This window comes from Azohydromonas sediminis, assembly GCF_003574675.1.
Lineage (GTDB): Bacteria > Pseudomonadota > Gammaproteobacteria > Burkholderiales > Burkholderiaceae_C > Calidifontimicrobium > Calidifontimicrobium sediminis.
In genome coordinates this window covers 143840-168740 of sequence record NZ_QOAZ01000003.1, presented here as the reverse complement: position 1 = coordinate 168740, position 24901 = coordinate 143840, and the positions used below count along the sequence as shown (strand labels likewise).

The 24901-nt window shown below is 72.9% G+C and carries 25 protein-coding genes; 5 read left to right on the top strand and 20 right to left on the bottom strand.

Annotation, left to right across the window (positions count from 1 at the left end; translation table 11 throughout):
• Positions 1–294: 294 nt before the first annotated feature.
• Genes DRV96_RS03480 through DRV96_RS03440 form a run of 9 tightly spaced genes read right to left on the bottom strand, consistent with a single transcriptional unit; the run spans position 295 to position 7858 of the window.
• Complete coding sequence (locus tag DRV96_RS03480) at positions 295–636, bottom strand: cation:proton antiporter (RefSeq protein WP_119287771.1); 342 nt, start codon at positions 634–636, stop codon at positions 295–297.
• Positions 633–932: an MrpF/PhaF family protein gene (locus tag DRV96_RS03475; protein ID WP_119287769.1), complete on the bottom strand. Its 300-nt coding sequence runs from the start codon at positions 930–932 to the stop codon at positions 633–635. The genes DRV96_RS03480 and DRV96_RS03475 overlap by 4 nt, the downstream gene beginning before the upstream one ends.
• A complete protein-coding gene (locus DRV96_RS03470) occupies positions 929–1291 on the bottom strand; it encodes a Na+/H+ antiporter subunit E (protein ID WP_119287766.1) in 363 nt (120 codons plus the stop codon). The genes DRV96_RS03475 and DRV96_RS03470 overlap by 4 nt, the downstream gene beginning before the upstream one ends.
• Before the next feature lies 1 nt (position 1292).
• The gene (locus DRV96_RS03465) at positions 1293–2747 is read right to left on the bottom strand and encodes a complex I subunit 5 family protein (RefSeq protein ID WP_119287763.1); all 1455 of its coding nucleotides are present in this window, start codon (positions 2745–2747) and stop codon (positions 1293–1295) included.
• On the bottom strand, positions 2744–3187 hold the full coding sequence (locus tag DRV96_RS03460) for an NADH-quinone oxidoreductase subunit K (RefSeq protein ID WP_119287761.1): 444 nt from the start codon (positions 3185–3187) through the stop codon (positions 2744–2746). The genes DRV96_RS03465 and DRV96_RS03460 overlap by 4 nt, the downstream gene beginning before the upstream one ends.
• Positions 3184–3630 (bottom strand): MnhB domain-containing protein, encoded by a 447-nt coding sequence (locus DRV96_RS03455; RefSeq protein ID WP_119287758.1) that lies wholly within the window; start codon positions 3628–3630, stop codon positions 3184–3186. Before DRV96_RS03455 ends, DRV96_RS03460 begins: the two co-directional genes overlap by 4 nt.
• On the bottom strand, positions 3627–5915 hold the full coding sequence (gene mbhE / locus DRV96_RS03450; RefSeq protein WP_119287756.1) for a hydrogen gas-evolving membrane-bound hydrogenase subunit E: 2289 nt from the start codon (positions 5913–5915) through the stop codon (positions 3627–3629). Before mbhE ends, DRV96_RS03455 begins: the two co-directional genes overlap by 4 nt.
• 3 nt (positions 5916–5918) lie before the next feature.
• Positions 5919–7004: a calcium/sodium antiporter gene (locus DRV96_RS03445; RefSeq protein ID WP_235823263.1), complete on the bottom strand. Its 1086-nt coding sequence runs from the start codon at positions 7002–7004 to the stop codon at positions 5919–5921.
• Complete coding sequence (locus DRV96_RS03440) at positions 7001–7858, bottom strand: ion transporter (protein ID WP_119287752.1); 858 nt, start codon at positions 7856–7858, stop codon at positions 7001–7003. Before DRV96_RS03440 ends, DRV96_RS03445 begins: the two co-directional genes overlap by 4 nt.
• Positions 7859–8097: 239 nt before the next feature.
• Between DRV96_RS03440 and acs the strand changes: the two genes are divergently transcribed.
• On the top strand, positions 8098–10068 hold the full coding sequence (gene acs / locus DRV96_RS03435) for an acetate--CoA ligase (RefSeq protein ID WP_119287750.1): 1971 nt from the start codon (positions 8098–8100) through the stop codon (positions 10066–10068).
• A 57-nt stretch (positions 10069–10125) separates the two neighbouring features.
• Here the strand turns inward: acs and DRV96_RS03430 are convergent, their stop codons facing one another.
• The 4 genes from DRV96_RS03430 to DRV96_RS03415 form a co-directional block, all read right to left on the bottom strand.
• Positions 10126–11109, bottom strand: a complete 984-nt coding sequence (locus DRV96_RS03430) for a P1 family peptidase (protein ID WP_119287748.1) — start codon at positions 11107–11109, stop codon at positions 10126–10128.
• A complete protein-coding gene (locus tag DRV96_RS03425) occupies positions 11106–12245 on the bottom strand; it encodes an HD-GYP domain-containing protein (protein ID WP_162910929.1) in 1140 nt (379 codons plus the stop codon). Before DRV96_RS03425 ends, DRV96_RS03430 begins: the two co-directional genes overlap by 4 nt.
• 99 nt (positions 12246–12344) lie before the next feature.
• The gene (locus tag DRV96_RS03420; protein ID WP_119287744.1) at positions 12345–13460 is read right to left on the bottom strand and encodes an acyl-CoA dehydrogenase family protein; all 1116 of its coding nucleotides are present in this window, start codon (positions 13458–13460) and stop codon (positions 12345–12347) included.
• A gap of 2 nt (positions 13461–13462) precedes the next feature.
• Positions 13463–14665: an acyl-CoA dehydrogenase family protein gene (locus DRV96_RS03415; RefSeq protein ID WP_119287742.1), complete on the bottom strand. Its 1203-nt coding sequence runs from the start codon at positions 14663–14665 to the stop codon at positions 13463–13465.
• 110 nt (positions 14666–14775) lie between these two features.
• Between DRV96_RS03415 and DRV96_RS03410 the strand changes: the two genes are divergently transcribed.
• The 4 genes from DRV96_RS03410 to DRV96_RS03395 all read left to right on the top strand — a co-directional run bounded on the left by DRV96_RS03410 (position 14776) and on the right by DRV96_RS03395 (position 18355).
• The gene (locus DRV96_RS03410; RefSeq protein ID WP_119287740.1) at positions 14776–16005 is read left to right on the top strand and encodes an SUMF1/EgtB/PvdO family nonheme iron enzyme; all 1230 of its coding nucleotides are present in this window, start codon (positions 14776–14778) and stop codon (positions 16003–16005) included.
• Positions 16006–16110: 105 nt separating this feature from the next.
• Positions 16111–16824, top strand: coding sequence for an ABC transporter permease (locus DRV96_RS03405; RefSeq protein WP_119287738.1), 714 nt, complete (start codon positions 16111–16113; stop codon positions 16822–16824).
• Positions 16821–17537, top strand: coding sequence for an ATP-binding cassette domain-containing protein (locus DRV96_RS03400; RefSeq protein WP_119287736.1), 717 nt, complete (start codon positions 16821–16823; stop codon positions 17535–17537). Before DRV96_RS03405 ends, DRV96_RS03400 begins: the two co-directional genes overlap by 4 nt.
• Complete coding sequence (locus tag DRV96_RS03395; RefSeq protein WP_119287735.1) at positions 17534–18355, top strand: ABC transporter substrate-binding protein; 822 nt, start codon at positions 17534–17536, stop codon at positions 18353–18355. Before DRV96_RS03400 ends, DRV96_RS03395 begins: the two co-directional genes overlap by 4 nt.
• Positions 18356–18368: 13 nt before the next feature.
• Here DRV96_RS03395 and DRV96_RS03390 read toward each other — a convergent pair whose 3' ends face one another.
• From DRV96_RS03390 to arsS, 7 genes are all read right to left on the bottom strand, one after another.
• Positions 18369–19496 carry a substrate-binding domain-containing protein gene (locus DRV96_RS03390; protein ID WP_119287732.1) on the bottom strand — a complete coding sequence of 376 codons (1128 nt, stop codon included), beginning with the start codon at positions 19494–19496 and terminating at the stop codon, positions 18369–18371.
• 40 nt (positions 19497–19536) lie between these two features.
• Positions 19537–20142 carry a TIGR02466 family protein gene (locus DRV96_RS03385; RefSeq protein WP_119287730.1) on the bottom strand — a complete coding sequence of 202 codons (606 nt, stop codon included), beginning with the start codon at positions 20140–20142 and terminating at the stop codon, positions 19537–19539.
• Between the two features lie 140 nt (positions 20143–20282).
• Positions 20283–21284: a porin gene (locus DRV96_RS03380; RefSeq protein ID WP_119287728.1), complete on the bottom strand. Its 1002-nt coding sequence runs from the start codon at positions 21282–21284 to the stop codon at positions 20283–20285.
• Positions 21285–21446: 162 nt separating this feature from the next.
• Entirely contained in the window at positions 21447–22535 is a 1089-nt protein-coding gene (locus tag DRV96_RS03375) for an FAD-dependent oxidoreductase (protein WP_119287725.1), read from the bottom strand.
• Positions 22532–23209 carry a TIGR04282 family arsenosugar biosynthesis glycosyltransferase gene (locus tag DRV96_RS03370; protein WP_235823262.1) on the bottom strand — a complete coding sequence of 226 codons (678 nt, stop codon included), beginning with the start codon at positions 23207–23209 and terminating at the stop codon, positions 22532–22534. Before DRV96_RS03370 ends, DRV96_RS03375 begins: the two co-directional genes overlap by 4 nt.
• A 10-nt stretch (positions 23210–23219) precedes the next feature.
• On the bottom strand, positions 23220–23900 hold the full coding sequence (locus tag DRV96_RS18330; protein ID WP_210756959.1) for a TIGR04283 family arsenosugar biosynthesis glycosyltransferase: 681 nt from the start codon (positions 23898–23900) through the stop codon (positions 23220–23222).
• Complete coding sequence (gene arsS / locus DRV96_RS18325; protein WP_210756958.1) at positions 23897–24883, bottom strand: arsenosugar biosynthesis radical SAM (seleno)protein ArsS; 987 nt, start codon at positions 24881–24883, stop codon at positions 23897–23899. Before arsS ends, DRV96_RS18330 begins: the two co-directional genes overlap by 4 nt.
• Positions 24884–24901 lie beyond the last annotated feature (18 nt).

Here is a 24901-nt window from a genome sequence, read left to right as displayed (position 1 = left end):
ATGCTCAAGCGGCTGATCGCCAACATCGGCGCGGCCTTGCAGCACGTTCGGTCAGCTGCGGAGCAGTTCAAGGACCTCGACCGCTGGGGCTGCCTGCTGCGCTACGTCAGCGACCGCATAGCCCCGATCGTCGGCCCACCACGACCCGCGGCTGGCCTGCCAGCGACGGGGTAACTGCCGGATTTAGGCTGAAGGTTCTGCAGCTTGAACGTGACGAGCGCAGCCAACGCCAGCACGACGATCGCCAGGTAGACATAGCGCATCGCGATTCCTCCCGTTGCGTTCTGGGCACCGTCATTCGGCGGCGCGCGTGACGTCGGCTGCATCGCCCACGCGCGGTGCGCGCGCCACCTGCTCTTCCAGCGCCGCCTCGCGCACCGCCGCGCGCGCGAGCAGGTGCGACGCCACCGGCAGCGTCGCGAGCAGGAAGCCGACGATCAGCGCCAGGCGCCAGGCCCAGTCGGCCTGCGGCACGGCGGCGGCGGCGCCGACGCAGACCAGGGCGAGCGCCAGCGTGCCGGCCTTGGTGGCGGCGTGCTGGCGCGCCAGCGCGTCGGGCAGCGTGATCACGCCCCAGGCGGCGATCACCAGCAGCACCGCGCCGGCGGTGATCAGTACGGCGGCGAGCACGCTCATCGCGGGGCCTCCTCGTGCGGCGCCGGCGCGTCGCGCCGCGGCGCGCGTTCGACGAGGCGCGCCCAGCCGATCGTCGCGACGAAGCCGACCAGCGCCAGCCCGATCGCGACGTCGAGGAACACGGTGCGGCCGGTGGCCAGCGACGCGGCGATCGCCAGCGCGATGCCGGCGGCCAGGAAGATGTCGAGCGCCACCACGCGGTCGGCGTTCGTCGGCCCGGCGACGATGCGCACGGTGGCCAGCACCGACGCGGCGAGCGCCAGCACGACGAGCACGCCGACGGCGAAGGCCATCATCGCCGTGCCTCCGCCGCCGGCACGCCGAACAGCGCCACCAGCCCGGGCTCGAACTCGCGGCGGATGCCCTGCACCAGCGCGTCGGTGTCGGACGCGTCGAGCACGTGCAGCAGCAGCTCGCGCCGGTCCATGTCGATGTCGATCGTCGTCGTGCCCGGCGTCAGCGACACCATGCAGCCCAGCAGCGCGGCGCCTTGCGCGCTCATCGGCGCGAAGCCCACGCGCAGTAGCGCCACCGGCGGCGGCGTGCCGCCGGGCCGGCCACTGGCCAGGATCACGCGCACCGTCTGCAGGCCCGAGACGACGACGGCGCGCAGGAAGCGCAGCAGCAGCACGAGGGCGGCGATGGGCTTGTTCATCTCACCGGCCCCCCAGCGTCGCCGCGGCGGCCTGCGCGTAGGCCACCAGCGGCTGCGGGTTCACGCTGATCCACACCGTGACGGCGGCCAGGCCCAGCGTCGCGGCCCACGCGGGCGCGAGGCGCGCGTGGCGCGGCTCGCGCCAGGTCTTGTCGGGGTGCGGCTTCCAGAACGCCTCCATCCAGATCTTCATCATCGAGTACAGCGTCAGCACGCTGACCAGCAGCGCGACGACGGTCCACACGACGCGGCCCTGCGCGATGGCCTCCTGCAGCACGAGCAGCTTGGCCCAGAAGCCCGACAGCGGCGGGATGCCCACCAGCGACAGCGCCGGGATCAGGAACAGCACCGCGAGCCCCGGCCGCAGCGCGTACAGGCCGCCGATGCGGCGCAGGTCGTAGCTGCCGGTCAGGCGCCAGACGATGGCGGCGATCAGGAACAGGTTGGCCTTCACGACGATGTGGTGCACCGTGTAGAACAGCGTCGCCGCGTTGCCGGCCTCGCTGGCCAGCGCGATGCCGAGCAGGATGTAGCCGATCTGGCTGACGATGTGGAAGGCCAGGATGCGCCGCATGTCCCAGTGGTAGGCCGCGCCGAGCACGCCGAACAGCATCGTGGCGGCGGCGATCCAGCCGAGCACTTCGTACAGCAGCGCCGGCGCCGGCGCGAACACGTCGCCCAGCGTGCGCAGCACCGCGTAGACGCCGACCTTGGTCAGCAGCCCGGCGAAGAGGGCCAGCACCGGCGCCGGCAGCGTGTGGTAGCTCGCCGGCAGCCACGCGAACAGCGGGAACGCGCCGGCCTTGACGAGGAAGGCCAGCGTCAGCGTCGCCAGCACCGCGGTGGCCAGCGCCGGCGTCAGCGTGTCGGCGGCCTGCGCGAGCGCGCCGTAGTTCAGGTGGCCGGTGGCCGCGTAGACGACGCCGACGCCGGCCAGCAGCAGCAGCGTGCCGAACAGGTTCAGCGCGAGGTACTTGAACGTCGCGTCGAGCTGGTCGAGCCGCGCGCCGATCGCGAACAGGCCCAGCGCGCAGATCAGCATCACCTCGAACCAGACGTAGAGGTTGAACAGATCCGCCGTGGCGAACGCGCCGCCGACGCCCGCCAGCACGCCGTGCACCAGCGGCAGCAGCAGCGGGTGGCGCGGCTGCGTGTCGGCGTCGCTGGCGAGGAACAGCAGCGACGCCGCGCCCATCAGCGCGGTGATCAGCACCAGCGCGGCGCCGGTGCGGTCGACGTGGAACTGGATGCCGTACGGCGCGGCCCAGCCGCCGAACGCGGCGTCGGCCGGGTGGTCGGCGCCGGCCAGCGCGACGAGCGCGACCGCGCACGCGAGGAACGCGACGACGCCGGCGAAGCTCAGCGCCTGCTGCGCGGCGGGCCGGCGGCTCGCGAGCGTCGTCGCGACGACGGTCGCGAGCGGCACCAGCACGGGGGTGACCACCAGTGCGCTCATGGCCGATCCGCCCCCATCGCCTCGACCGTGGCGGGCTCGACCTCGGGCTCGGTGCCCGGCGCCGGCAGCGGCGGCTTGACCGGGTCGGTCGGGTGCGGCTCGGCGTGGCGCAGTTCGAGCGCGTCGTCGGTGCCGGCATCGCGGATCAGGCGCAGCACCAGCACGAGGCTGAAGCACACCAGTGCGAAGCCGATCACGATCGCGGTCAGCACCAGCGCCTGCGGCAGCGGGTTGGCGGCGTCGGCGGCCAGCACGTCGCCGCCTGCCGGCACGACGGCCGGCAGCGTGGCGCCGAGGCGGCCGGAGGCGAACAGCAGCACGTTGATCGCGCTGCCGAGCAGGGCGAGGCCGAGCACGACGCGCAGCGCGTCGCGCGACATCGCGAGGTACACGCCCACGGTCACCGTGATCCAGACCGACAGCGCGAAGGCCCAGATCATCGCCGGCCCTCCGCGTCGAGCTCGGCGTCGTCGATCGCGAGCAGCGCGAGCGCGTAGCCGCCGAGGGCACCCCACACGCACAGGTACACGCCGAGGTCGAACACGAGCACGGTCGACACCTTGACGCCGACCAGCGGCAGCGTGCCCCACCAGTGGGTCAGGAAGGCGTCGCCGACCAGCAGCGCCGGCACGCCGGCGAGCGCGCCGAGCGCGACGCCCACCGCGGCCAGCGTGACGGGCGAGCCGAGCGGCAGCCGCTTCGCCGCCGCGTCGCTGCCGTGCGCCACCGCCCACAGGATCGTCGCGCTGACGGCGACCAGGCCGCCGATGAAGCCGCCGCCGGGCTCGTTGTGGCCGCGCAGCAGCACCCACACCGACGCGGCGAGGATCAGCCAGTACAGCGGCCCGGCCGCGGCCTCGAGGATCACGAGCCGGCGGTTCACGGCGTGTCTCCCTGCGTGCGCCGCCGCAGCGCCTGCAGCAGCGGCAGCGCGGCCAGCAGCGACAGCATCACGACGGTGATCTCGCCCAGCGTGTCGAGCGCGCGGAAGTCGACGAGGATCACGTTGACGACGTTGCGCCCGAAGGCTTCGGGCACGCTGGCCTCGGCGAAGAAGCGCGACAGGGCCGCGTCGAACGGGCCGGCCGCGGCCACCAGCAGCAGCGCGGTGACGACGCTCGCGAAGCCGGCGGCCACCGCCAGCGCCAGCGGGCGCACGCGCGGCTCGGCCAGGCTCGAGGCGCGGCCGAGCCGCTTGAGCTTCAGCAGCACCGCCGCGACGACGATCACGAACACGGTCTCGACGGTGAACTGCGTGAACGCGACGTCGGGTGCGCCGGCGTAGAGGAACAGCACCGCGCTGCCGTAGCCCACGAGCCCGGTGGCCAGCAGCAGCGTCAGGCGGTCGCGCAGCACGGCGGCGAACAGCGCGCCGAGCACGATCAGCACGACCGCGGCGACGACGCCGAGGCTCGGCAGCTCGAACGCGGGCCACGCGAGCGCGCCCGCCCCGGCGACGAGGGCGGCCGCGATCGCCAGCGTGACGCTGCCGACGACGAGGCCCGTGTAGTAGGGCAGGCGCCCGTCCTGCAGCGCGCGCGTGGCGGCCGCGGCCACGCGCGGGATCCACAGCAGCGAGCGCTCGTACAGCGCGGCCATGCCGACGCGGCCGATGCGCTGCGCCGCAGCCTCGAACAGGCGGTGCAGCGGGTCCCAGAACGCGTAGACGGCGGCGCCGATGGCCAGCGTCACCGCCAGCGACGTCAGAGCCGGACCGATCTGCAGCGACAGGCTCACCGCGAGCGCCTCGGTCGACGGCGTCATCGACAGCGACGCCTGCGCGATCAGGTCTTGCACGACGAACGGGAAGATCCCCAGCGCGATGCCCACCAGCGCCAGCGCCAGCGGCGGGATCACCAGCGCCGGCCCGCCCTCGTGCGCGTCGGGCGTCTCGTTGGTGCCGGGGTGGCGCCAGAACACGCGGATCGCGGCGACGCCGGCGACCGCCACCGCGATCGCGCCGAACACGGTGTTGGCCGCCTTCGCGAATGCGAACACGCCGTCGGCGCTCTTGGCCTCGAGGATCACGTCCTTGGCGATGTAGCCGAACGACAGCGGCATGCCGGCCATCGACGCGCCGGCGAGCAGCGCGGCGGCGGCCGTGAACGGCATCGCGTGGCGCAGGTTGCCCAGGCGGTCGATCACGCGCGTGCCGGTGCCGTGGTCGACGTTGCCGGCGACGAAGAACAGCGGCGCCTTGTACAGCGCGTGCGCCAGCAGCAGCGCGCCCACCGCCACCGTCGCGCCTTCGCCCTTCAGGCCCACCAGCGTGACGAGGGTGCCGAGCGTGGCCACCGTCGACCACGCGAGGATGCGCTTGAGGTCGCGCTCGCGCAGCGCGAGCACCATGCCCCACGCGGCGGTGATCGAGCCGGCGCCCTTGAGCGCCCACGCCCACAGGTCCCAGTCGCCGAAACCGGGGTCGAGCCGCGCGAGCAGGTACACGCCCAGCTTGACCATCGTCGCCGAATGCAGGTAGGCCGACACCGGCGTCGGCGCCGACATCGCGTTGGGCAGCCAGAAGTGGAACGGGAACTGCGCGCTCTTCGTGAACGCGCCGACCAGGATCAGCAGCAGCGCGGCGGTCAGCGCCGGCGTCGCCTGCGCGGTGGGCAGCCACGCGACGATCTCGCGGATCGACGCCGTGCCCGCGGCCTGCGCGAGCACGATGAAGCCGGCCAGCAGCGCGAGCCCGCCGGTGCCGGTGACCATCAGCGCCTGCTGCGCCGACTTGCGGCTGTCGGGCTTTTCGTGGTCGAAGCCGACGAGCAGGAACGAGATCAGGCTCGTCGCTTCCCAGAACAGGAACAGCACGATCAGGTGGTCCGCGGTGACGCAGCCGATCATCGCGATCATGAACAGTGTCAGCAGCACGTACAGCCGCCGCTGCTGCGGGTGGCCGGCGAGGTAGCCGCCGGCGTAGACGAACACCGCGGTGCCGACGCCGGTGATCATCAGCAGCATCAGCACCGCCAGCCCGTCGACGTGCAGCGCGAAGGCTATGCCCAGTGCCGGCACCCACGCCGCCTGCCACACGATCGGCAGGTCGAACGTGGCGAGCAGCCACAGCAGCAGCGCGAGCGCCGACGCCGGCACGAGCGCGAAGGCCAGCCGCGCCGGCACGCTCATCGCGGTGCCGGGCAGGGCGAGGGAGGCGGTGCCGGCCATCGCTCAGGCGGCCTTCGCCGGGCGGAACATCGCGACCACCAGCGTGACGATCGTCAGCGGGATCGCGAAGCCGAGCATCACGTTCGAGAACGCGCCCAGCGCCGCGTGGTGCTGCGCCGCGAGCACGAGGTAGGCGGTGTAGGCGGCGTAGTAGCCGAGGAACAGCGCGCCCTCCCAGCGCGCGATCTCGCGCCCCGACAGGAACACCGGCAGGCACGCGACGAGCGCCGCAAGCATGACCCACAGGTCGAAGTGGCGCACCGCGTCGGGCACGGCGAGGCCGCCGAAGCCGGCAAACGCGGCCGCCAGCCCGGCCAGGCCGATGACGCCGAAGATGTTGAACACGCAGCTGCCGACGACGTTGCCGACCGCGATGTCGCGTTCGCCCTTGATCGCCGCCAGCGTCGACGCGGCGACCTCGGGCAGTGAGGTGCCGGCGGCGACGATCGTCAGCCCGACGACGGTGTCGCTGACGCCCAGCGCCTTCGCGAACGCGACGGCGGCCGAGACGAGCGCCTGCGAGCCGCCGACCAGCAGCGCCAGCCCGACGACCACCAGCGCCACCTGCACCGACGGCCGGGCGTCCCAGCCGGCAGCGGCCAGCTTCAGCTCGGCGGCGTAGTCGTCGGTGCGCGCCGCGCCCTCGGCGCGCGACTGGCGGATCAGGAACACGGTGTAGGCCATCAGCAGCGCGAACAGCAAGGCGCTGTCGAACAGGCCGATCCGACCGTCGAGCGCGAGCACGATCAGGAGCACGGCGCCGCCGATCATGATCGGCGCCTCCTGGCGGATCACCTGCACGTGCACCGCCAGCGGCGTGATCAGCGCCGCGAGCCCGAGGATGAACAGCACGTTGAACGTGTTGCTGCCCACCGCGTTGCCGAGCGCGAGGTCAGTCGTGCCGTTGAGCACCGCGCCCACCGACACCGCCATCTCGGGCGCGCTGGTGCCGAAGGCGACGATCGTCAGCCCGACGACGAGCGGCGAGATGCCGAGCGCGAGCGCGAGCCGGGACGCGCCGTGCACGAGCGCCTGCGCGCCCGCGACGAGCGCGATCAGGCCGCCGACGAACATCAGAATGTGGATCAACCGGACCTCCCCGAACCCGACGTCGCTTGATCCTGCAGCAGGGTCCGGAGTTCCGCGATCTCGGCGCGCAGCGCACGCACTTCGGCGTGCAGGTCGGCCTCGATGTGCTCGCGTGCCCGGTCGACCGCCGCGACGGTCGTCGCCTTCTCGTCCTCGGTGAAGCTCTGCATCGCGCTGACGATGACGCCGATGAACAGGTTCAGCATCGTGAACGTCGCCACCAGGATGAACGGGATGAAGAACAGCCACGCGTACGGGTAGGTCTCCATCACCGGGCGCGAGATCCCCATCGACCAGCTCTCGAGCGTCATCACCTGGAACAGCGTGTACAGCGAGCGCCCGAGCGTGCCGAACCAGTCGGGGAACGATGCGCCGAAGAGCTTGGTCGCGATGACGCCGAACACGTAGAAGATCAGCCCGAGCACCGCGGCGATCGAGCCGAGGCCGGGGATGGCCGCCAGCAGCCCGCCGACGACGCGGCGCATCGACGGCACGATCGTCAGCACGCGCAGCACGCGCAGCACGCGCAGCGCACGCAGCACCGCGAACGGGCCGCTGGCCGGCACCAGCGCGATCGCGACGACGGCGAAGTCGAACACGCTCCACGGGTCGCGGAAGAAGGCCGCCCGGTGCGCATACACGCGCGCGGCGATCTCGGCGACGAAGACGGCGAGCATCGCGCGGTCCAGCGCCGACAGCACGCCGCCCCAGGCCGCCGTCACCGCCGCCGAGGTCTCCAGGCCGAGCACGACGGCGTTCGCGATGATCAGCGCGAGGATCGCGTGCTGCACCGCGCCGCGGTCGAGGAACGCGGCGACGCGGTGGCGCAGCGGGGGCGGGGCGGCGGTGTCCACGGCAGGCAGGGGTCGTTGGGGGATGCGGGGGCGGTGGCGCGGCGCGATTGTGCCGGCGCGGCGCCGCGGCCGCGGCGGCCGGGGGCACCGGCGGGCGCGCCGCGGTCCTTCCCCGATGCGCAGGCCCCGCGGCGGGCCTTAGAGTAAGGACTTCGTCAGCGCTGGCGGTGACATTTCGCGCCAGTCGTCGCCAACGCGACACGCATTCGGACACGGATTCGGCAACCCGGGAGACAACGATGAGCGACAGCACCACCAAGCTCTACGAACCGCCTGCGGACCTCGTGAAGGCCGCCTATGTCAGCGGCATGGACGGCTACCGCAAGCTGGTCCAGCAGGCCGAGGCCGACTACGAGGGCTACTGGGCGGGTCTGGCCCGCGAACTGATCAGCTGGAAGAAGCCGTTCACGCAGGTGCTCGACGAGAGCAACCGCCCGTTCTTCAAGTGGTTCGCCGACGGCACGCTCAACGCGTCGTACAACTGCCTCGACCGCAACGTCGAGCGCGGCCTCGGCGACAAGGTCGCGATCATCTTCGAGGCCGACGTCGGCGAGGTCACGAAGGTCACGTACCGCGAGCTGCTCGCGCTGGTCAGCCGCTTCGCCAACGCGCTGAAGGCGCGCGGCGTGAAGAAGGGCGACCGCGTCGTGATCTACATGCCGATGTCGGTCGAGGGCGTCGCCGCGATGCAGGCCTGCGCGCGCATCGGCGCGACGCACTCGGTCGTCTTCGGCGGCTTCTCGGCGCAGAGCCTGCGCGACCGCATCCAGGATGCCGGCGCGGTGATGGTGATCACCGCCGACGAGCAGAAGCGCGGCGGCAAGGCGCTGCCGCTGAAGGCCATCGTCGACGAGGCGCTCGGTATGGGCGGCTGCGAGACGATCCGCCACGTGATCGTCTACAAGCGCACCGGCGGCGCGGTCGCGTGGAAGGACGGCCGCGACCTGTGGCTGCACGACGAGCTGGCCAAGGAGAGCGACCAGTGCGAGCCCGAGTGGGTCGAGGCCGAGCACCCGCTGTTCCTGCTCTACACGTCGGGGTCGACCGGCAAGCCCAAGGGCGTGCAGCACTCGACCGGCGGCTACCTGGTGCACGCGGCGCTGACGACGAAGTGGACCTTCGACCTCAAGCCCCACGACATCTTCTGGTGCACCGCCGACATCGGCTGGGTGACCGGCCACACCTACATCACCTACGGGCCGCTGGCGCTCGGCGGCACCGAGATCGTCTTCGAAGGCGTGCCGACCTACCCGGACGCCGGCCGCTTCTGGAAGATGATCCAGGACCACAAGGTCACGATCTTCTACACCGCGCCCACGGCGATCCGCTCGCTGATCAAGGCCGCCGAGGCCAACGAGGCGGTGCACCCGAAGCGCTACGACCTGTCGAGCCTGCGCATCCTCGGCTCGGTCGGCGAGCCGATCAACCCGGCCGCTTGGGAGTGGTACCACGCCAACGTCGGCGGCGGGCGCTGCCCGATCGTCGACACGTTCTGGCAGACCGAAACCGGCGGCCACATGATCACGCCGCTGCCGGGTGCCACGCCGCTGGTGCCAGGCTCGTGCACGCTGCCGTTCCCGGGCATCGACGCCGCGGTGGTCGACGAGACCGGCAAGGAGGTGCCGCACGGCCAGGGCGGCATCCTCGTGATCCGCAAGCCGTGGCCGAGCATGATCCGCACGATCTGGGGCGACCCCGAGCGCTTCAAGAAGAGCTACTACCCCGACGACTTCAAGGGCCAGTACTACCTGGCCGGCGACGGCGCGATCCGCGACAAGGACACCGGCTACTTCACGATCACCGGCCGCATCGACGACGTGCTGAACGTGTCCGGCCACCGCATGGGCACGATGGAGATCGAGTCGGCGCTGGTCAGCTGCACCGAGCTCGTCGCCGAAGCCGCCGTCGTCGGTCGCCCCGACGAGACCACCGGCGAAGCGATCTGCGCCTTCGTCGTGCTCAAGCGCCCGCGCCCGACCGGCGAGGAAGCGAAGAAGATCGCCAACGAGCTGCGCAACTGGGTGGCCAAGGAGATCGGCCCGATCGCCAAGCCGAAGGACATCCGCTTCGGCGACAACCTGCCGAAGACCCGCTCGGGCAAGATCATGCGCCGGCTGCTGCGCAGCATCGCGCGCGGCGAGGCGATCACGCAGGACACCTCGACGCTCGAGAACCCCGCGATCCTCGAGCAGCTGTCGCAGACCAACTGAGCGCCGGTCGCCTGCGTGTGAAGGGCCCTGCGGGGCCCTTCGTCGTTTCGGGTGCCGCTACAGCGGCCCGCCGAGGTCGCGCTCGGCCGGCAGCCCCGGCAGCCCGACGGCGTGGCGCACCGCGTTGAGCACGGCCTGCGCGACGGCGTCGGCGGCCAGCGCGCCGAGCAGCGCGACCGGCGCGCTGCGGCCCGCGGCGCCGGTAGCCAGCGCGAACAGCGTGTCGCCGTCGGTCGTCGTGTGGCACGGCTGGATGCAGCGCGCCAGCCCGTCGTGCGCCATCGTCGCCAGCCGCTGCGCCTGCGCCTTCGTCAGCACCGCGTCGGTGGCGACGGCGCCGATCGTCGTCGCGAGCCCCGGCTGCGGCGGCGCGGGCCAGTCGCCGCGGCGCAGCGCGTCGGCACTGCGCAGCAGGTGGCGGCCGTCGGCGGTGCGCGCGCCGGCCACCGGCTCGCCGGTGGCGGGGTCGACGACGTCGCCGATCGCGTTGACCGCCACCAGCGCGCCGACCGTGAAGCCGTCGGCCGCGACCGATGCCGTGCCGATGCCGCCCTTCATCGCGCGCGCCATGCCCCAGAGCTTGCCGACGCTGGCGCCGGCACCGGCGCCGACGTTGCCCTGCGCTGGCGGCTGCGTGCTGGCGGCCTGGCACGCGTCGTAGCCGGCCTGCGCGTCGGGGCGGATGCGCGCGTCGCCGATCCACAGGTCGAACAGCACCGCCGCCGGAACGATCGGCACCCGCGCCGCGCCGAGCACGAAGCCGTGGCCGCGCTCGTCGAGCCAGCGCATCACGCCGCCGGCGGCGTCCAGTCCGTACGCGCTGCCGCCGGCCAGCAGCACGGCGTGCACCTGCTCGACGAGGTTCTCGGGGCGCAGCAGGTCGGTCTCGCGCGTGCCGGGCGCGGCGCCGCGCACGTCGACCCCGCAGGTCGCGCCGGCCTCGCACAGCACGACGGTGCAGCCGGTGGGGCGCTGCGGGTGCGTGAAGTGGCCGACCCGGATGCCGGCGACGTCGGTGATGGCGTCGTGCACGGCGTTCACTCGACGAGGATCAGGCCGTAGACCTGCTCCGGGTACACGCGCGCGATGCCGGCGGGCATCGACACCCCCTGCACGATCGCGTCGGCCGCGGCCGAGGTGTCGACGGTGCGGCCGACGCTGCCGCCGGCCAGCACGCGCACCCAGGGTCCCTGGCCGCCGCTGGCGCGGCGCGTCACGACGCCGGTCTCGCCGGTCTTGATCTGCACGACGCTGCCCGGCGGGTAGACACCGAGCACGCGCACGATCGCGGTCGACAGCCGCTTGTCGGGGTCGGCGAGGAAGACGTCGCGCGTGGCCAGCCTCGGCGCCATCGCCGGGCGGTGCGCGCGCGGCGTGAGCTTGGCCATCAGCATGTCGGCCAGCCGCAGCAACTGCGCGGCCTCGCACGGCGCCGCGACCTTGCGCGGGTAGCCGCCGCCGCCGGGCTCCTCGTGGTGCTGCTCGACGGCGGCGAGCCACTCGTCGTCGGCCACGCCGATCGTGCGCAGCAGCTGCGCGCCGGCCAGCGGGTGCCGCTCGATCGCCTCGCGCTGGCGCAGGTTGGGCGGGTCGCGCTGCTCGGCCAGCTGCGCCTGCAGGCGCACGATGGCCACGTTCATCGTCAGCGCCGCACACGCGAGCGACTGCACGCGCGCCTCGTCCCAGCCGAGCTGGCGCGCGGCCAGCGCCGCGAGCGATGCCGTGTGCAGCGAGTGCGTCAGCGCGTACAGCGCGAAGCGGCGGTCGTCCTGGCGCACTGCCATGAACAGCGCGACGTCGGGGTCGCGGTCGAGCAGCGCCTGCGCGCGGCGCCACAGGTCGACGACCTCGTGCGGCGCCGCCAGCTGGCCGGCCAGCCGCTGCAGCGTCGCGTCGAGGTTCCACACCAGCCGCTCCCAGCGGTGGAACAGCGTCGGCGGCGCGGCCGCCGTCGCCGGGTTCGCGGCGCGCACGGCCTCGACGCGCGTGCGCTCGGCCCATGCGCCGCGCTCGTGGAGCTGCTCGAACTCAAGCGCGCTCGCCACCACCTGGCCCTCGCCGAGCACCAGGCGTCCCTGGGCGTCGAGCAGGCGAAAAGGCAGCTCCGCACCGAGCTGGATCAGGTCGCGCAGCCGGTCGATCGGTACGCGTTCGTGGGCGGGGTCGGACGACGTCATCGGGATGCGCAGAGGCCTCGCGCGAGGCCACCGTCTGCGCATCGATTGTGCGGCGCGGCGCGTCGCCGCACACCGGGGCCGGCCCGGGGGCGGCGATGCTCAGGCGAAGACGCCGGCGGTGTCGGTCATGCGCGCGCTGACCTCGCCGAGGTGGTGCAGCGTGTCGCCGAACGTCATCTCGAGCACCGTCAGCCGCTTGAAGTAGTGGCTCGCGACGTACTCGTCGGTCACGCCGATGCCGCCGTGCAGCTGGATGCACTGCTGGCCGACGAAGCGCATCGACTGCCCGAGCTGCACCTTGGCCTGCGACAGCGCGCGACGGCGCGCGGCCGGCTCCTCGCCGAGCTTGAGCGTCGCGTAGTAGCTCATCGAGCGCGCGAGCTCGAGCTGCATCTTGACGTCGGCGATGCGGTGGCGCAGCGCCTGGAAGCTCGCGATCGGCACGCCGAACTGCTTGCGCGTGTTCATGTACTCGACGGTGACGGCCACCAGCCGGTCCATCAGCCCGACGCCTTCGGCGCACGCCGCCGCGATGCCGACGTCGACGGCGCGCTCGAGCATCGCGGCGCCATCGTGCGCCACGAGCGTCGCCGGCGTGTCGGCCAGCGTCAGCTCGGCGGCGCGTGCGCCGTCTTGCGTCGGGTAGCCGCGCAGCGTCACGCCCGGCGCGTCCTTCGGCACCAGGAACAGGTGGATGCCGCTGGCGCTGTGCGCCGGCACGACGAAGGCGTCGGCCTCGTCGCCGGCGGGCACGACGCTTTTGGTGCCCGACACCGTCCACCCGCCGCCGACCGCGACGGCGCGCGTGCCGATCTGGTCGAGCCGGTAGCGCGCGCCGCGCTCCTGGTGCGCGAGCACGACGAGCGCCGAGCCGTCGGCGATCCTGGGCAGCCACTGGGCCTTAACGTCGGCGTGCGCGTGCGCGAGCAGCGCCGGCGCCATCAGCGCGCCCTGCGCGTACGGTGCATGCACGAGGCCGCGGCCGAGCTCCTCCATCACGACCATCGCTTCGACCGCGCCGAAGCCCATGCCGCCGTGGCCCTCGTCGACCGCGAGGCCCGTCAGACCGAGCCCGGCGAGCTCGGTCCAGACGTCGCGCGCGAAGCCGCCGGCCTTGGCCAGCGCGTGGCGGCGCTCGAACGCGAAGTCGCGCTGCACCCAGCGCGCGACGGCGTCGCGCAGCGAGTTCTGCTCGTCGGTGAAGTCGAAGTCCATGGTCAGCTCCCGAGCACGGTCTGGGCGACGATGTTGCGCTGCACCTCGTTGCTGCCGCCGTAGATCGTCGTCTTGCGGTAGTTGAAGTACATCGCCGTGAGCGGGGCGCAGTGCGCCGCACCGCCCGGCCACAGGCCGCCGAGCGCCTGGTCGCCCTGCCAGCCGGCGTCCATCGCCTCGCGGATGAAGGGCACCGCGTACGGCCCGCCAGCCAGCATCATCAGCTCGGTGTAGCGCTGCTGGATCTCGCTGCCGCGGATCTTCAGCAGACCGGCGATGTCCAGGCTCTGCTTGCCGCTCTTCTCGGCGCTGAGCACGCGCAGCACCAGCATCTCGAGCGCGACGATGTCGACCTCGAGCAGCGCGATCTGGTCGCGAAAGCGCACGTCGTCCCACAGACCCTCGGCCTTCGCGATGCGCTTGAGGCGCTCGAGTTCGCGCTTGGCACGGTTGACGTCGGCGATGTTGGTGCGCTCGTGCGCGAGCAGATACTTGGCGTAGGTCCAGCCCTTGTTCTCCTCGCCGACGAGGTTTTCGACCGGCACCTCGACGTTGTCGAAGAACACCTCGTTGACCTCGGGCTCGCCGTCGAGCAGCACGATCGGCTTGACCGTGATGCCCGGGCTCTTCATGTCGATCAGCAGGAAGCTGATGCCCGTCTGCGGCTTGCCCTCGGTGCTCGTGCGCACGAGGCAGAAGATCCACTCGCCGTACTGGCCGAGCGTGGTCCACGTCTTCTGGCCGTTGACGATGTACTTGTCGCCGCGCCGCTCGGCGCGCGTCTTCAGGCTCGCGAGGTCGCTGCCGGCGCCCGGCTCGCTGTAGCCCTGGCTCCACCAGACCTCTCCGCTGGCGATGCCGGGCAGGAAGCGCTTCTGCTGCTCGGGCGTGCCGAAGGCCATGATCACCGGCGCGACCATCACCGGCCCGAACGGCACGACGCGCGGCGCGCCGGCGAGCGCGCACTCCTCCTCGAACAGGTGGCGCTGCACGGCGTTCCACCCCGGGCCGCCGAACTCCTTCGGCCAGCCCCAGCCGAGCCAGCCCTTCTTGCCGAGGATCTTGGCCCAGCGCTGCATGTCGTCGCGCGTCAGGCGCAGCGCGTGGTGCACCTTGTGGCTGATGTCGGGCGGCAGGTTCTCGCGCACCCACTGCCGGACTTCCTGGCGGAAGGCCTGCTCTTCGGCGGTGAAGTTCAGGTCCATGCGGTCTCCTCGCGGCGATGGCACCCGGCGTTTTAGCACGCCCGTTCGCCGGCGGCTGTCGGCGTCGCGACAGCGCGCGGCGCCGGGCGCGTTGTCGCTATGCTGCGCCGATGGCTGCCCCGGGTGCCGACGACCCCGTCACCGTGCTGCGCCACGGCAGCGCGCAGGCGCTGTCGCTCGCGCTGATGCGCGCGCGCAACCGCACGCTGCAGTGGCTCGCGGCGTTCGAGGACGCCGGCGCGCTGCGCCTCGTCGAGGTCGACCGCTTCAGCCCGCCGGCGTGGCTGGGCGGCCACGCCGGCTGGTTCCAGGAGTGGTGGATCGCGCGCCACGTGCAGCGCGGGCGCGGTGACGCTGCCGACGCGCAGTCGCTGCGGCTGGCGTCGATCGAGCCCGACGCCGACCGCTGGTGGCACCCGCAGGCCAGCACCCGCGCCGAGCGCTGGGCGATGGACCTGCCGCTCGACGAGGCGCTGCGCGCGTGGCTGATGGCCACCTTCGAGACGACGCTCGAGCTGCTCGCGCAGACGCCCGACGGCGACGACGCGCTGTTCGTGTTCCGCGCCGCGCTGTGGCACGAGCACACGCTGGGCGAAGCCTTTGCCGAGCTCGCGCAGGCGCTCGACCTGACGCCCGCCGTGCTCGGCGGGCTGTGGCCCGAGCCGCCGCAGCGCGCGGCGCGCGCTGCGGTCGCGCTGCCGGCGCGGCGCTGGACGCTGGGCAGCGGCCGCGGCGGCTTCGTGCCCGAGCTCGAGAAGTGGGCGCACGAGGTGGCGCTGCCCGCCACCGAGATCGACGCGCAGCCGGTGAGCTGGGCGCAGTACGCCGAGTTCGTCGACGACGGCGGCTACGACGAGCGGCGCTGGTGGAGCGACGCCGGCTGGGCGTGGCTGCGCGCGCACGTGCACGAGCACGGCCCGCGCCTGCCGCGCTACGTCGAGCAGATGCGCCGCGGCGTGCTGCTGCGCGACCGCGGGCGCGTCGTGCACGCCGCGGCCACGCAGCCGGTGCGCCACGTGACCTTCCACGAGGCGCAGGCCTGGTGCCGCTGGGCCGGGCGCCGGCTGCCGACCGAGGCCGAGTGGGAGCACGCGGCGTGCGCGGCCGCGTCGCGCGGTTTTGCGTGGGGCGACGTGTGGGAGTGGGTCGCCGACCGCGCGCAGCCGTACCCCGGGTACACGCCGGGCGCGCTGGCGCGGCCGCAACCGGCGGTCGCGCAGGCCGTGCTGCGCGGTGCGTCGTGGCTCACCGCGCCGGCGCTGCGCCACCCGAAGGCGCGCCGCTTCGCCGACCCGGCGCGCGACCAGGGCTTCTGCGGCTTCCGCTCCTGCGCGCTGTAGCGCCGCGCGCCTGCGGCGCGGCCCCTATGCAGCGGCCGACATATCGCGGCGCTCGCGCGCTGCGGCCAGAATGCGCGCCTTGCGCGACGACTCCCCTCCCGGTCCTTGAGTGCCTTCACCGACAGCCTGCGCACTGCGGCGGCGCTGATCGCCGGCGCCGACGAGTCGCTGCGCGAGATCGTCGTGCTGTCGCTGCAGGTCAGCGGTGCGGCCAGCCTGCTCGGTGCGGCGATCGGTCTGGCCGCCGGCGCGTGGCTCGCGGTGGCGCGCTTCCCCGGCCAGCGCGCGGTCGTGCTCGCGCTGAACACGCTGCTCGCGCTGCCGCCGGTGGTGGTGGGGCTGACGGTGTACCTGCTGCTGTCGCGCGCGGGGCCGCTCGGCTCGCTCGGGCTGCTGTTCACACCGACCGCGATGGTCATCGCGCAGACGATCCTCGTGCTGCCGCTGGTGGCGGCGCTGGCGCGCCAGCTGGTGGCCGACGCGATGCGCGGCAACGGCGAGCAGCTGCGCTCGATGGGCGCCGGACCGTTCGCGAGCGCGGCGCTGCTGCTGGTGCACGAGCGCGCGGCGCTGATGACGATCGTGCTCACCGCGTTCGGGCGTGCGATCAGCGAGGTCGGCGCGGTGATGATCGTCGGCGGCAACATCGCCGGCGTCACGCGCGTGATGACGACGACGATCGCGCTCGAGACGAGCCAGGGCGACTTGCCACTGGCGCTGGCGCTCGGGCTGGTGCTGCTGGGGGTCGTCGCGCTCGTCAACCTCGGCATCGCCGGCGTGCGGCGCGTGCAGCTCGCGCAGGAAGGGCGGGCCGCATGACGGGCGCACCGCTGATCGAGCTCGAGCACGCGACGGTGCGCTTCGGCACGCGCGTCGCGCTGTACGACGTGACGCTGGCGGTGCATGCCGGCGAGCGCATCGCGCTGGTGGGCGCCAACGGCAGCGGCAAGACGACGCTGCTGCGCCTGCTGCACGGCCAGCTGCAGCCGCACCTGGCCAGCGGCGTGCGCCGCACCGCGCGCGGCGCCGACGGCTGCGAGCCTCGGCAGGCGATGCTGTTCCAGCGCCCGTTCCTGCTGCGCCTGTCGGTGCGCCGCAACGTCGAGCTCGCGCTTTGGCTGGCCGGCGTGCGCGGCACCGAGCGGCGCGAGCGTGCGCTGGCGGCGCTCGCGCACGTCGGGCTGCGCGCCGAGGCCGACCGCCCGGCGCGCGTGCTCTCGGGCGGCCAGCAGCAGCGCGTCGCGCTCGCGCGCGCGTGGGCCGTGCGCCCGCAGGTGCTGTTCCTCGACGAACCCACCGCGAGCCTGGACCCGCACGCGCGGCGCGACATCGAGGCGCTGGTGGCCGAGTTCGCCGCCGAGGGCATGACGGTGGTGATGAGCAGCCACCACCTCGGCCAGGTCCGGCGGCTGGCTAGCCGCGTGATCTACCTCGAGCAGGGGCGGCTCGTCGTCGACCGGCCCACCGCCGGTTTCTTCGACGACCCGCTGCCCGACGAGGCGGCGCTGTTCCTGCAGGGCGAGTTGCCGTGAGTTGCCGTCGTGGCGTTCGACGCGCGCTGCTCGCCGCACTCGCGGCCGTGGCGCTGCACGCCGGTGCTCAGCCGCGCTTCATCGTGCTCGCATCGACGACGTCGACCGAGCAGTCGGGGCTGTTCGCGCACCTGCTGCCGCAGTTCACGCGCGCCACCGGCATCGGCGTGCGCGTCGTCGCACTCGGCACCGGACAGGCACTCGACGTCGCACGCCGCGGCGACGCCGACGCAGTGCTCGTGCACGACGCGGCGGCCGAGGAGCGCTTCGTCGCCGAGGGCCACGGCCTGCCGCGCCGCGCGGTGATGTTCAACGACTTCGTGCTCGTCGGCCCGAAGGGCGATCCGGCCGGCGCGCGCGGCGGCGACGTCGCGGCGGCGCTGGCGCGCGTCGCGGCGGCCGGTGCGCCATTCGTCTCGCGTGGCGACAGGAGCGGCACGCACGCCGCCGAGCGGCGCTACTGGCAGGCCGCGGGCGTCGACCTCGACGCGAGGAAGCCTGCCGGCTACCGGGAGTGCGGCTGCGGGATGGGCCCGGCGCTGAACATCGCCGCGTCGAGCGGCGCCTACGTGCTGGCCGACCGCGGCACCTGGCTGAACTTCCGCAACCGTGCCGACCTCGCGATCCTCGTCGAAGGCGACCGGCGGCTGTTGAACCCGTACGGCGTCATCGTCGTCAACCCGGCGAGGCACCCGCACGTCAGGAAGGACCTCGCGCAGTCCTTCGCCGACTGGCTGGTGTCGCCGGCCGGGCAGGCCGCGATCGCGAGCTACCGCATCGGCGGCGAGCCCGTGTTCTTCGCGAACGCCAACCCGTGAGCGTCGGCCGCGCTCAGCCGGTGCCGCCGGCCGCTCCGCGCCGCGGTGTGCGGTAGCGCCACCACGGCAGCGCCTGCGTCAGCGACAGCACCTGCCCGGCCTGCGGCGACGGCGCATAGCCGGGCAGCGCCGCCAGCGCCTGCGCCCACGCGGGCGAGGCGAGCACGTCGCGCAGCGCGCGCAGCGGCGGCGAGTCGAGCGCGTCGGCCAGACACACGAGGTGGTAGTCCTCGTCGGCGAGCGGCACGAAGTCGAGCCCGACGGCGCGCGCGGCCGCCTCGACGCCAGGGCCGACGTCGGCCTCGCCGTGCGCGATCGCGGCCGCCACCGCGACGTGCGTGTCTTCGCAGCGGCCGCCGTAGCCGGTGATCGCCGCGGCGTCGAGGCCGGCGTCGTGCAGCAGGTGGTCCATCAGCAGCCGCGTGCCCGAGCCCGGCTGGCGGTTGACGAAGCGCCAGCGCTGCGCCGCGACGTCGGCCAGCGACGCAGGACGCGGCGCCAGGCCCGGGCGCAGCATCAGCCCCTGCGTGCGGCGCAGCGCGCCGATCAGCTTGTGGCGCCCGGGCTGGAGCAGCGGCTTGAGCGCGGCGGCGAACACCGGCGAGCCGCCGGGCAGCGCCGGCACGTGGAAGCCCGCGACCGTGCAGCGCCCGTGCGCGAGCGCGCGCAGCGCATCGACGCTGCCGGCGAAGCGCAGGCCCAGGTGCAGCCCACGCGCCGCGCACAGGTCGCGCAGCGCCGGCAGCGCGAGGTCGTGGCTCGCGAACACCTCGAGCACGAGCTGGCGCTCGTCGAGCGCGAGCGCGCGCACGCGCTCGAGTTCGGCGCGCAGCGCCTCGATGTGCGGCGTCATGCGCACGCGCGCGGCGCGCTCGGCCGCCACCAGCCGCAGCGCGAACGGCGTCAGCCGCGCCGGCTGTCCCTTGGCCCAGTGCACGAGCGGCTGGCCGAGCACGTCCTCCCAGTGCTTGAGCGCACCCCAGACGTGGCGGTACGACGCGCCGAGCGCCGTCGCCGCGTGCCGGATCGAGCCGTGCGCGTGCACCGCGCCGAGCAGGTCGAACAGCGTGTTCTCGATCTCGGCGCCGCGCTGGCCGCGCGACTCGAAGCTGTACTGCAGATGCACGCCGGGGGTGCGCATGCCCCGATTCTGGCCGCGCGTGGGGCGGGTCAGGACGCCGTCACGGCCTGGCCATCACGGGTTGCACGTTGAATGCGATGCTGATGCGTTCGTCGCATTCGCACTCGTCGACGCCGTGCTCGAGCCAGCTCGGGAAGATCACGAGTTGCAGTTCGCGCGGCTGGACCCGGATCAGCTTGCGCGACGCCGGTGTGTCGAGCTTTGCACTGTCCAGTGGCAGGTCCTCCATCAGCGCAGCCGGACGGGGATCGGTGAAGTACAGCGCACCGGCGCCGGGCGGGCACGCGAGGTAGAACGTGCCGCTGAGGATCGATCCGCTGTGGATGTGCGCGTGGTTGAAGCCGCCCCGGTCGTGGACGTTGGCCCAGCCAATCATGTTGAGCACCATTGTCCCTGGCCTCACGCCATAGTCGGCCAAGACGAGCTTGATGGACTCGAGCAACCGACGCTGCAGCGGCGCGAACACCGGCAAGTCGAGCAGTGTGTTGGCAGATCGCCATCCGGAGCGGTTCGATCGCTTTTCGAGGTTTGGGCTTGCGTCGCGTCGCAGCGTGCGCACGGTTTCCACCCAACGCTCGCGTTGCGGCGCGAGGTCGGCGAGTTGCATCACCCAGATTGGCGTGGCGAAGGTCAGCAGGCGTTCCATCAGACGCAGGCAGTCGTGAAGCCGAGGCCTTTGGCCTTGGTTGCTCCGTGGCTCAACGTCAAATAAGAAAAGCCACGCGACCCAAGTCGCGTGGCTTTTTATCGACGTACAGTCAGCTGCTAAAGCTGCTGCTGTATCGGTCAGAACGTGAAGATAACGCCGACGGCGAACCCGCTGGCGGAATCTTTGCCGCCTTCGTCAATCGGTTCCTTCGAGTTCCACTTGCCGTACTCGGCATACAGGTACGTGCCCTTGAAGATCTCGGTGTTCGCGAACAGCTCCCACGACGTAATGCCGTCCAGCAGATCCTGATTCTTGTGGAAGATCGCCCCGACGTTGACATTGCCGATCGGTGCGACGGCACCGATGCCCCAGCCCTTGCCCCAGCCGTCCTTGTCGATGTCGCCCGCATTGGCGTAGCTGACCATCGCCTTGGCCACACCGAAGTCGTAGCTGCCGGCCACCGACCAGAAGTTCTCGCCACCATCGACGCGCGACTTCTCGTAAGCCGCGGCGACGGCCAGCGGACCGGCCGCATACTTCAGGCCCAGGCCGAAGAAGGCTTGGTCGTTGGGGATACCCGAGCCGTCCGCACCACCGTTCTTGGGCGTGAAGCCGATCTGGGCCGTGAAGCCACCCATGTTCGGCGAGATGTACTGCAGCGAGCGATCGACGCGGCCTAGGGTGCACGGCGCAGCAGCACCAATGAACGAATAGCAGCTCGACGACACGCCATTCGACGCGCCGTTGAAGTCGAAGTCGATCATCGTCTGGAACGGCACCGAGTCTTGGCGCCCCAGGCGGACCTCACCCCAGCTGCCCGAGAAGCCGGCCCACATCTGGCGGCCGAAGAACGTGCCGTTCAGGTCGCCGTCGCTCTGGATGCCCGAGGTCTCGAGGCGGAAGTTGACCTTCGTGCCGCCGCCGACGTCCATCGAGCCCTTGAGACCCACACGGCTGGTCGAGTTGCCTTCGCTCGAGCCGTTGTCACCGCCCGAGTGGAAGTCGGCCTTCTGGTCAGCGAGGTCTGCGGGGAGGCTCTTGCCGTAGCTCAGGTCGATCAGGCCATACAGCGACACTTGCGCTTGCGCGGCACCGGCCATCGCCATCAGCGCGGCGGCCGCAATCAGGGTTTTCTTCATTCGGGATACTCCGATCAGGGTTAAAGACAGGGGAGAGTCTACCGTCACGGTTCCGTCATTCGTGACCCCCGGTTCCAATTCGTTGCACAGATGCAACGACAACGGCCGTGATGGCGGCGTTCGCTCAAGCAAGGGACATGCCGCCAGGGGTGTACCCCATGATCACGCGCCGGCAGCGTGAGTGAAGCGGCGCACGAAGCGGCGGTCGATGCGGTCCTTCCAGCGCCAAGCCCAAGCACCTTCGACACTCCAGCGGCCCCAGGCGGCCACCGCGCGGCCGTCGGCGGTGGCCAGCAGCGCGAGGTAGCGGTGCTGCGGCGCATAGGTGCGCAGCGCGCCGGCGCCGAGCGCCGCCCGCAGGTTGTGCACCAGGATGGGGCCCATCCGCACCGCGTAGACGCCGGCCTTGGGCAGTGGGGGCACCCAGGCGGCGCAGTCGCCGACCGCGTGCACCTCCGGGTGCGACACCGAACGCAGGTGGTGGTCGATGCGCACGAACCCGGCGGTATCGCAGGCCAACGCGCTGGCCGCGGGCCAGGCATGCGCCTGCGCGCCGCTGGCCCACAGCACCAGTTGACCGGGCGCGACCGTCGCCGGGTCGAAGGCCGTGCCGCACTCGATGCGCACACCGGCACGCCCCAGCGCGGCGCGCACACGCCGCGCGGCGCCCGGGGCCATGCCGGGCAGCAGGTCGGCGCTGCGCGTGACGAGGCGCGCCGCGATCGGCCGGTGCGGCCGCTGCGCACGCAGCCGCGCGACGACGGCCAGCACCGATTCGACGCCGGCGGCGCCCCCGCCGACCGCCGTGACGGCCAGCGGCCGGTCGGTGGTGGCAAGCTCGGCGAGCACGGCGTCGTAGCCCTCGCGCAGCCTCGCCAGCGGGCGCAGCGGCAGCACGGTGGCACCGTCGATCGGCGGCGGCCGCAGCGTCGAGCCGATGTTCAGCGACAGCACGTCGTAGCCGAGGCGGGCGCCGTCGGCCAGCGTCACTTCGCGCCGCGCGGCGTCGAGCGCCACGACCTCGCCGGCGACGAAGCGCGCACCGGCCGCGCGCGCGAGCGCCGCGAAGTCGATGCCGATCTCGTCGAAGCGGTACACGCCGGCGAGCCAGCCGGGCACCATGCCCGAGTACGGCGCGAACGCGCCGGGGCTGACGACGGTGACCTCGACGCCCGCCAGCGGTGCGCGCGCCCATTCGAGCAGCACCTGCGCGTGCGCGTGGCCGGCGCCCACCAGCAGCAGGTGCCTCATCGCGGCCTCACCGTGGCGTCACCGTCGCTCCATGGCCGGGTCGTACCCGCGACGTCGGCACCTTCGGCGAGCCACGCCGGCGGCAGGTGCGCGAGGTCGGTGGGCTCGTCGACGTCGGCCACCGGCGGCAGCTCGGCGTGCGTCCAGCCGAGCGCGCGCAGCCGCGCGCGGGTGGCGGCCATCACGTGCGGTGTGCTCCACGCGATACCGTCGAACAGCGCGTCGGCGGCGCGCCTGACGCCGACGAGCGCGTAGCCCCCGTCGAACGCCGGCACGAAGACGGCATCGTGGATCGCGAGCGCTTCGGCGGCGGCGCGCAGCATCGCGGCGTCGAGGGCCGGCGCGTCGCTGCCGATCAGCAGCGCGCAGCCGTCGGTGGCGACGGCGCGGCCGAGCGCACGCGCCATGCGCGCGCCGAGGTCGCCGTCGCCCTGGTCGCTCCATTGCAGCGGCAGGTGGCGCCAGGCGTAGAACGCCCTGTCGGCGGCGGTGGGTGCAGCGCACAGCTCGACCGGCCCGAGCCCGGCGGCCAGCGCCTGCGCCAGCGCGTGGTCGAGCAGCCGGTGCGCGACGCGCGCGGCGCCGTCGGCGCCCAATGCCGGCGCGAGGCGCGTCTTCGCGAAGCCGGCGCGCGGCGCCTTGGCCATCACGATGACGCGGCAACGCGCGGGCACCGGCAGGCCTTCAGCGGTAGGCACGCGCGAGCACCTCGGCCGGCGTGCCGCGCCAGTAGCGCCAGCGCAGTGTCCACATCAGCCAGATCGTGCGCCACATGCCGCGCTCGTCCCAGCGCCGGCCCGACGTCACGACGCGGTCGCGCAGGCACGCCGGGCGGCCGGCGCTGCGCTTGAGCCGGCGCGACAGCTCGACGTCTTCCATCAGCGGCTGGTCGGGAAAGCCGCCGGCCGCGTCGAACGCGTCGCGGCGCACGAAGATCGCCTGGTCGCCGGTGGCGATGCCGCTGGCGCGCGAGCGCAGGTTCATCAGTGCGGCGACGACGGCGAGCCCGCGCGAGCGCCCGTCGATGCGCACGTCGAAGCGGCCCCACGCGGCGCCACGCTGCAGTGCGCGCTCGATGGCGTCGAGTGCGCCGGGCGGCAAGCGCGTGTCGGCATGCAGGAACAGCAGCACGCCGTGGCGCGCCGCCGCGGCGCCGGCGTTCATCTGCCGCGCGCGCCCGCGCGGGGCGGCGAGCACGCGGTCGGCCCACGCGGCGGCGAGGGGCACCGTCGCGTCGGTGCTGCCGCCGTCGACGACGATCACTTCGTGGCCGGCGGCCCGCCAAGGGGCGAGCGCGCCGAGAGTGGCGGCGATGCCGGCGGCCTCGTTCAGCGCCGGCACGACGATCGACACGCGCCGCGTCACGCCGCCTTCGCCGCAGCCTTCGCGGTGTTGGCCAGCGCGCCGCCGCAGCTGCTGCCCTGGCCGGCGGTGCAGCCGTAGCAGTGGTCGGCCACGCGGATCGCCCGCGGCCACGCGCCGGCCAGCAGGTCGCGCAGGTGCGGGCGCGCCGTGCCGTCGGTCTGCGCCGGCAGGCCGAGCATCTGGTTGAAGTCGCAGTCGTACAGCCAGCCCTCGTGGTCGACGCTGACGAGCGAGCGGCACATCACGGTGGCGAGGTTGTCGGCACGAAACGAATGCTTCAGCAGCGCCATGTAGCCGGCGAACTGGCCCTTGCTGACGAGCGTGCTGCCGAAGCGCTGGATCGGCATGTTCGTGAGCGCGAACAGGTGGTCGAACTCGATGCCGAAATGCGCCTTCAGCTCGCGCTTGTAATCGGCCTCGAGCGCCGTCTGCGGCGGCGGCAGGCTCGGGCCCTGCGGGTTGTAGACGAGGTTGAGCACCAGGCCGCTGCCGCGGCCGTAGCCGAGCGCGTTGAGCCGCTGCAGCGCGGCGATGCTCTTGTCGAACACACCGTCGCCACGCTGGCGGTCGACGTTGGCCGGCGAATAACAAGGCAGCGATGCCGTGATCTCGACGCCTTGCGCAGCGAGGAACTCGGCGAGGTCCTCCTGCCCGGGCTCGAACAGGATCGTCAGGTTGCAGCGGTCGATCACGCGCACGCCGAGCGCGCGAGCGCCGGCGACGAGGCGGCGGAAGTGCGCGTTGAGCTCGGGGGCGCCGCCGGTGAGGTCCAGCGTGCCGATGCGCCGCGGCGCGAGCACCTGCAGCACGAGGTCGGCGGTGTCGCCGTCCATCTGTTCGGTGCGCTGCGGGCTCGCGCCGACGTGGCAGTGCACGCAGCTCTGGTTGCAGCGGTAGCCCAGGTTGACTTGCAGGGTGTCGACGCGTTCGCGCGCGAGCGGCGGGAAGTCGGTGGCGGCGAGCAGCGGCAGGGTGGGGTGCATGACGGCGGCGGCAACGCA

Bases quoted from the DNA above. Each gene is read 5' to 3' on its own strand.
- DRV96_RS03480 (WP_119287771.1), bottom strand. From the start codon at position 636: ATGAGCGTGCTCGCCGCCGTACTGATCACCGCCGGCGCGGTGCTGCTG.
- DRV96_RS03475 (WP_119287769.1), bottom strand. From the start codon at position 932: ATGATGGCCTTCGCCGTCGGCGTGCTCGTCGTGCTGGCGCTCGCCGCG.
- DRV96_RS03470 (WP_119287766.1), bottom strand. From the start codon at position 1,291: ATGAACAAGCCCATCGCCGCCCTCGTGCTGCTGCTGCGCTTCCTGCGC.
- DRV96_RS03465 (WP_119287763.1), bottom strand. From the start codon at position 2,747: ATGAGCGCACTGGTGGTCACCCCCGTGCTGGTGCCGCTCGCGACCGTC.
- DRV96_RS03460 (WP_119287761.1), bottom strand. From the start codon at position 3,187: ATGATCTGGGCCTTCGCGCTGTCGGTCTGGATCACGGTGACCGTGGGC.
- mbhE (WP_119287756.1), bottom strand. From the start codon at position 5,915: ATGGCCGGCACCGCCTCCCTCGCCCTGCCCGGCACCGCGATGAGCGTG.
- acs (WP_119287750.1), top strand. From the start codon at position 8,098: ATGAGCGACAGCACCACCAAGCTCTACGAACCGCCTGCGGACCTCGTG.
- DRV96_RS03425 (WP_162910929.1), bottom strand. From the start codon at position 12,245: ATGACGTCGTCCGACCCCGCCCACGAACGCGTACCGATCGACCGGCTG.
- DRV96_RS03420 (WP_119287744.1), bottom strand. From the start codon at position 13,460: ATGGACTTCGACTTCACCGACGAGCAGAACTCGCTGCGCGACGCCGTC.
- DRV96_RS03415 (WP_119287742.1), bottom strand. From the start codon at position 14,665: ATGGACCTGAACTTCACCGCCGAAGAGCAGGCCTTCCGCCAGGAAGTC.
- DRV96_RS03410 (WP_119287740.1), top strand. From the start codon at position 14,776: ATGGCTGCCCCGGGTGCCGACGACCCCGTCACCGTGCTGCGCCACGGC.
- DRV96_RS03400 (WP_119287736.1), top strand. From the start codon at position 16,821: ATGACGGGCGCACCGCTGATCGAGCTCGAGCACGCGACGGTGCGCTTC.
- DRV96_RS03390 (WP_119287732.1), bottom strand. From the start codon at position 19,496: ATGCGCACCCCCGGCGTGCATCTGCAGTACAGCTTCGAGTCGCGCGGC.
- DRV96_RS03385 (WP_119287730.1), bottom strand. From the start codon at position 20,142: ATGGAACGCCTGCTGACCTTCGCCACGCCAATCTGGGTGATGCAACTC.
- DRV96_RS03380 (WP_119287728.1), bottom strand. From the start codon at position 21,284: ATGAAGAAAACCCTGATTGCGGCCGCCGCGCTGATGGCGATGGCCGGT.
- DRV96_RS03375 (WP_119287725.1), bottom strand. From the start codon at position 22,535: ATGAGGCACCTGCTGCTGGTGGGCGCCGGCCACGCGCACGCGCAGGTG.
- arsS (WP_210756958.1), bottom strand. From the start codon at position 24,883: ATGCACCCCACCCTGCCGCTGCTCGCCGCCACCGACTTCCCGCCGCTC.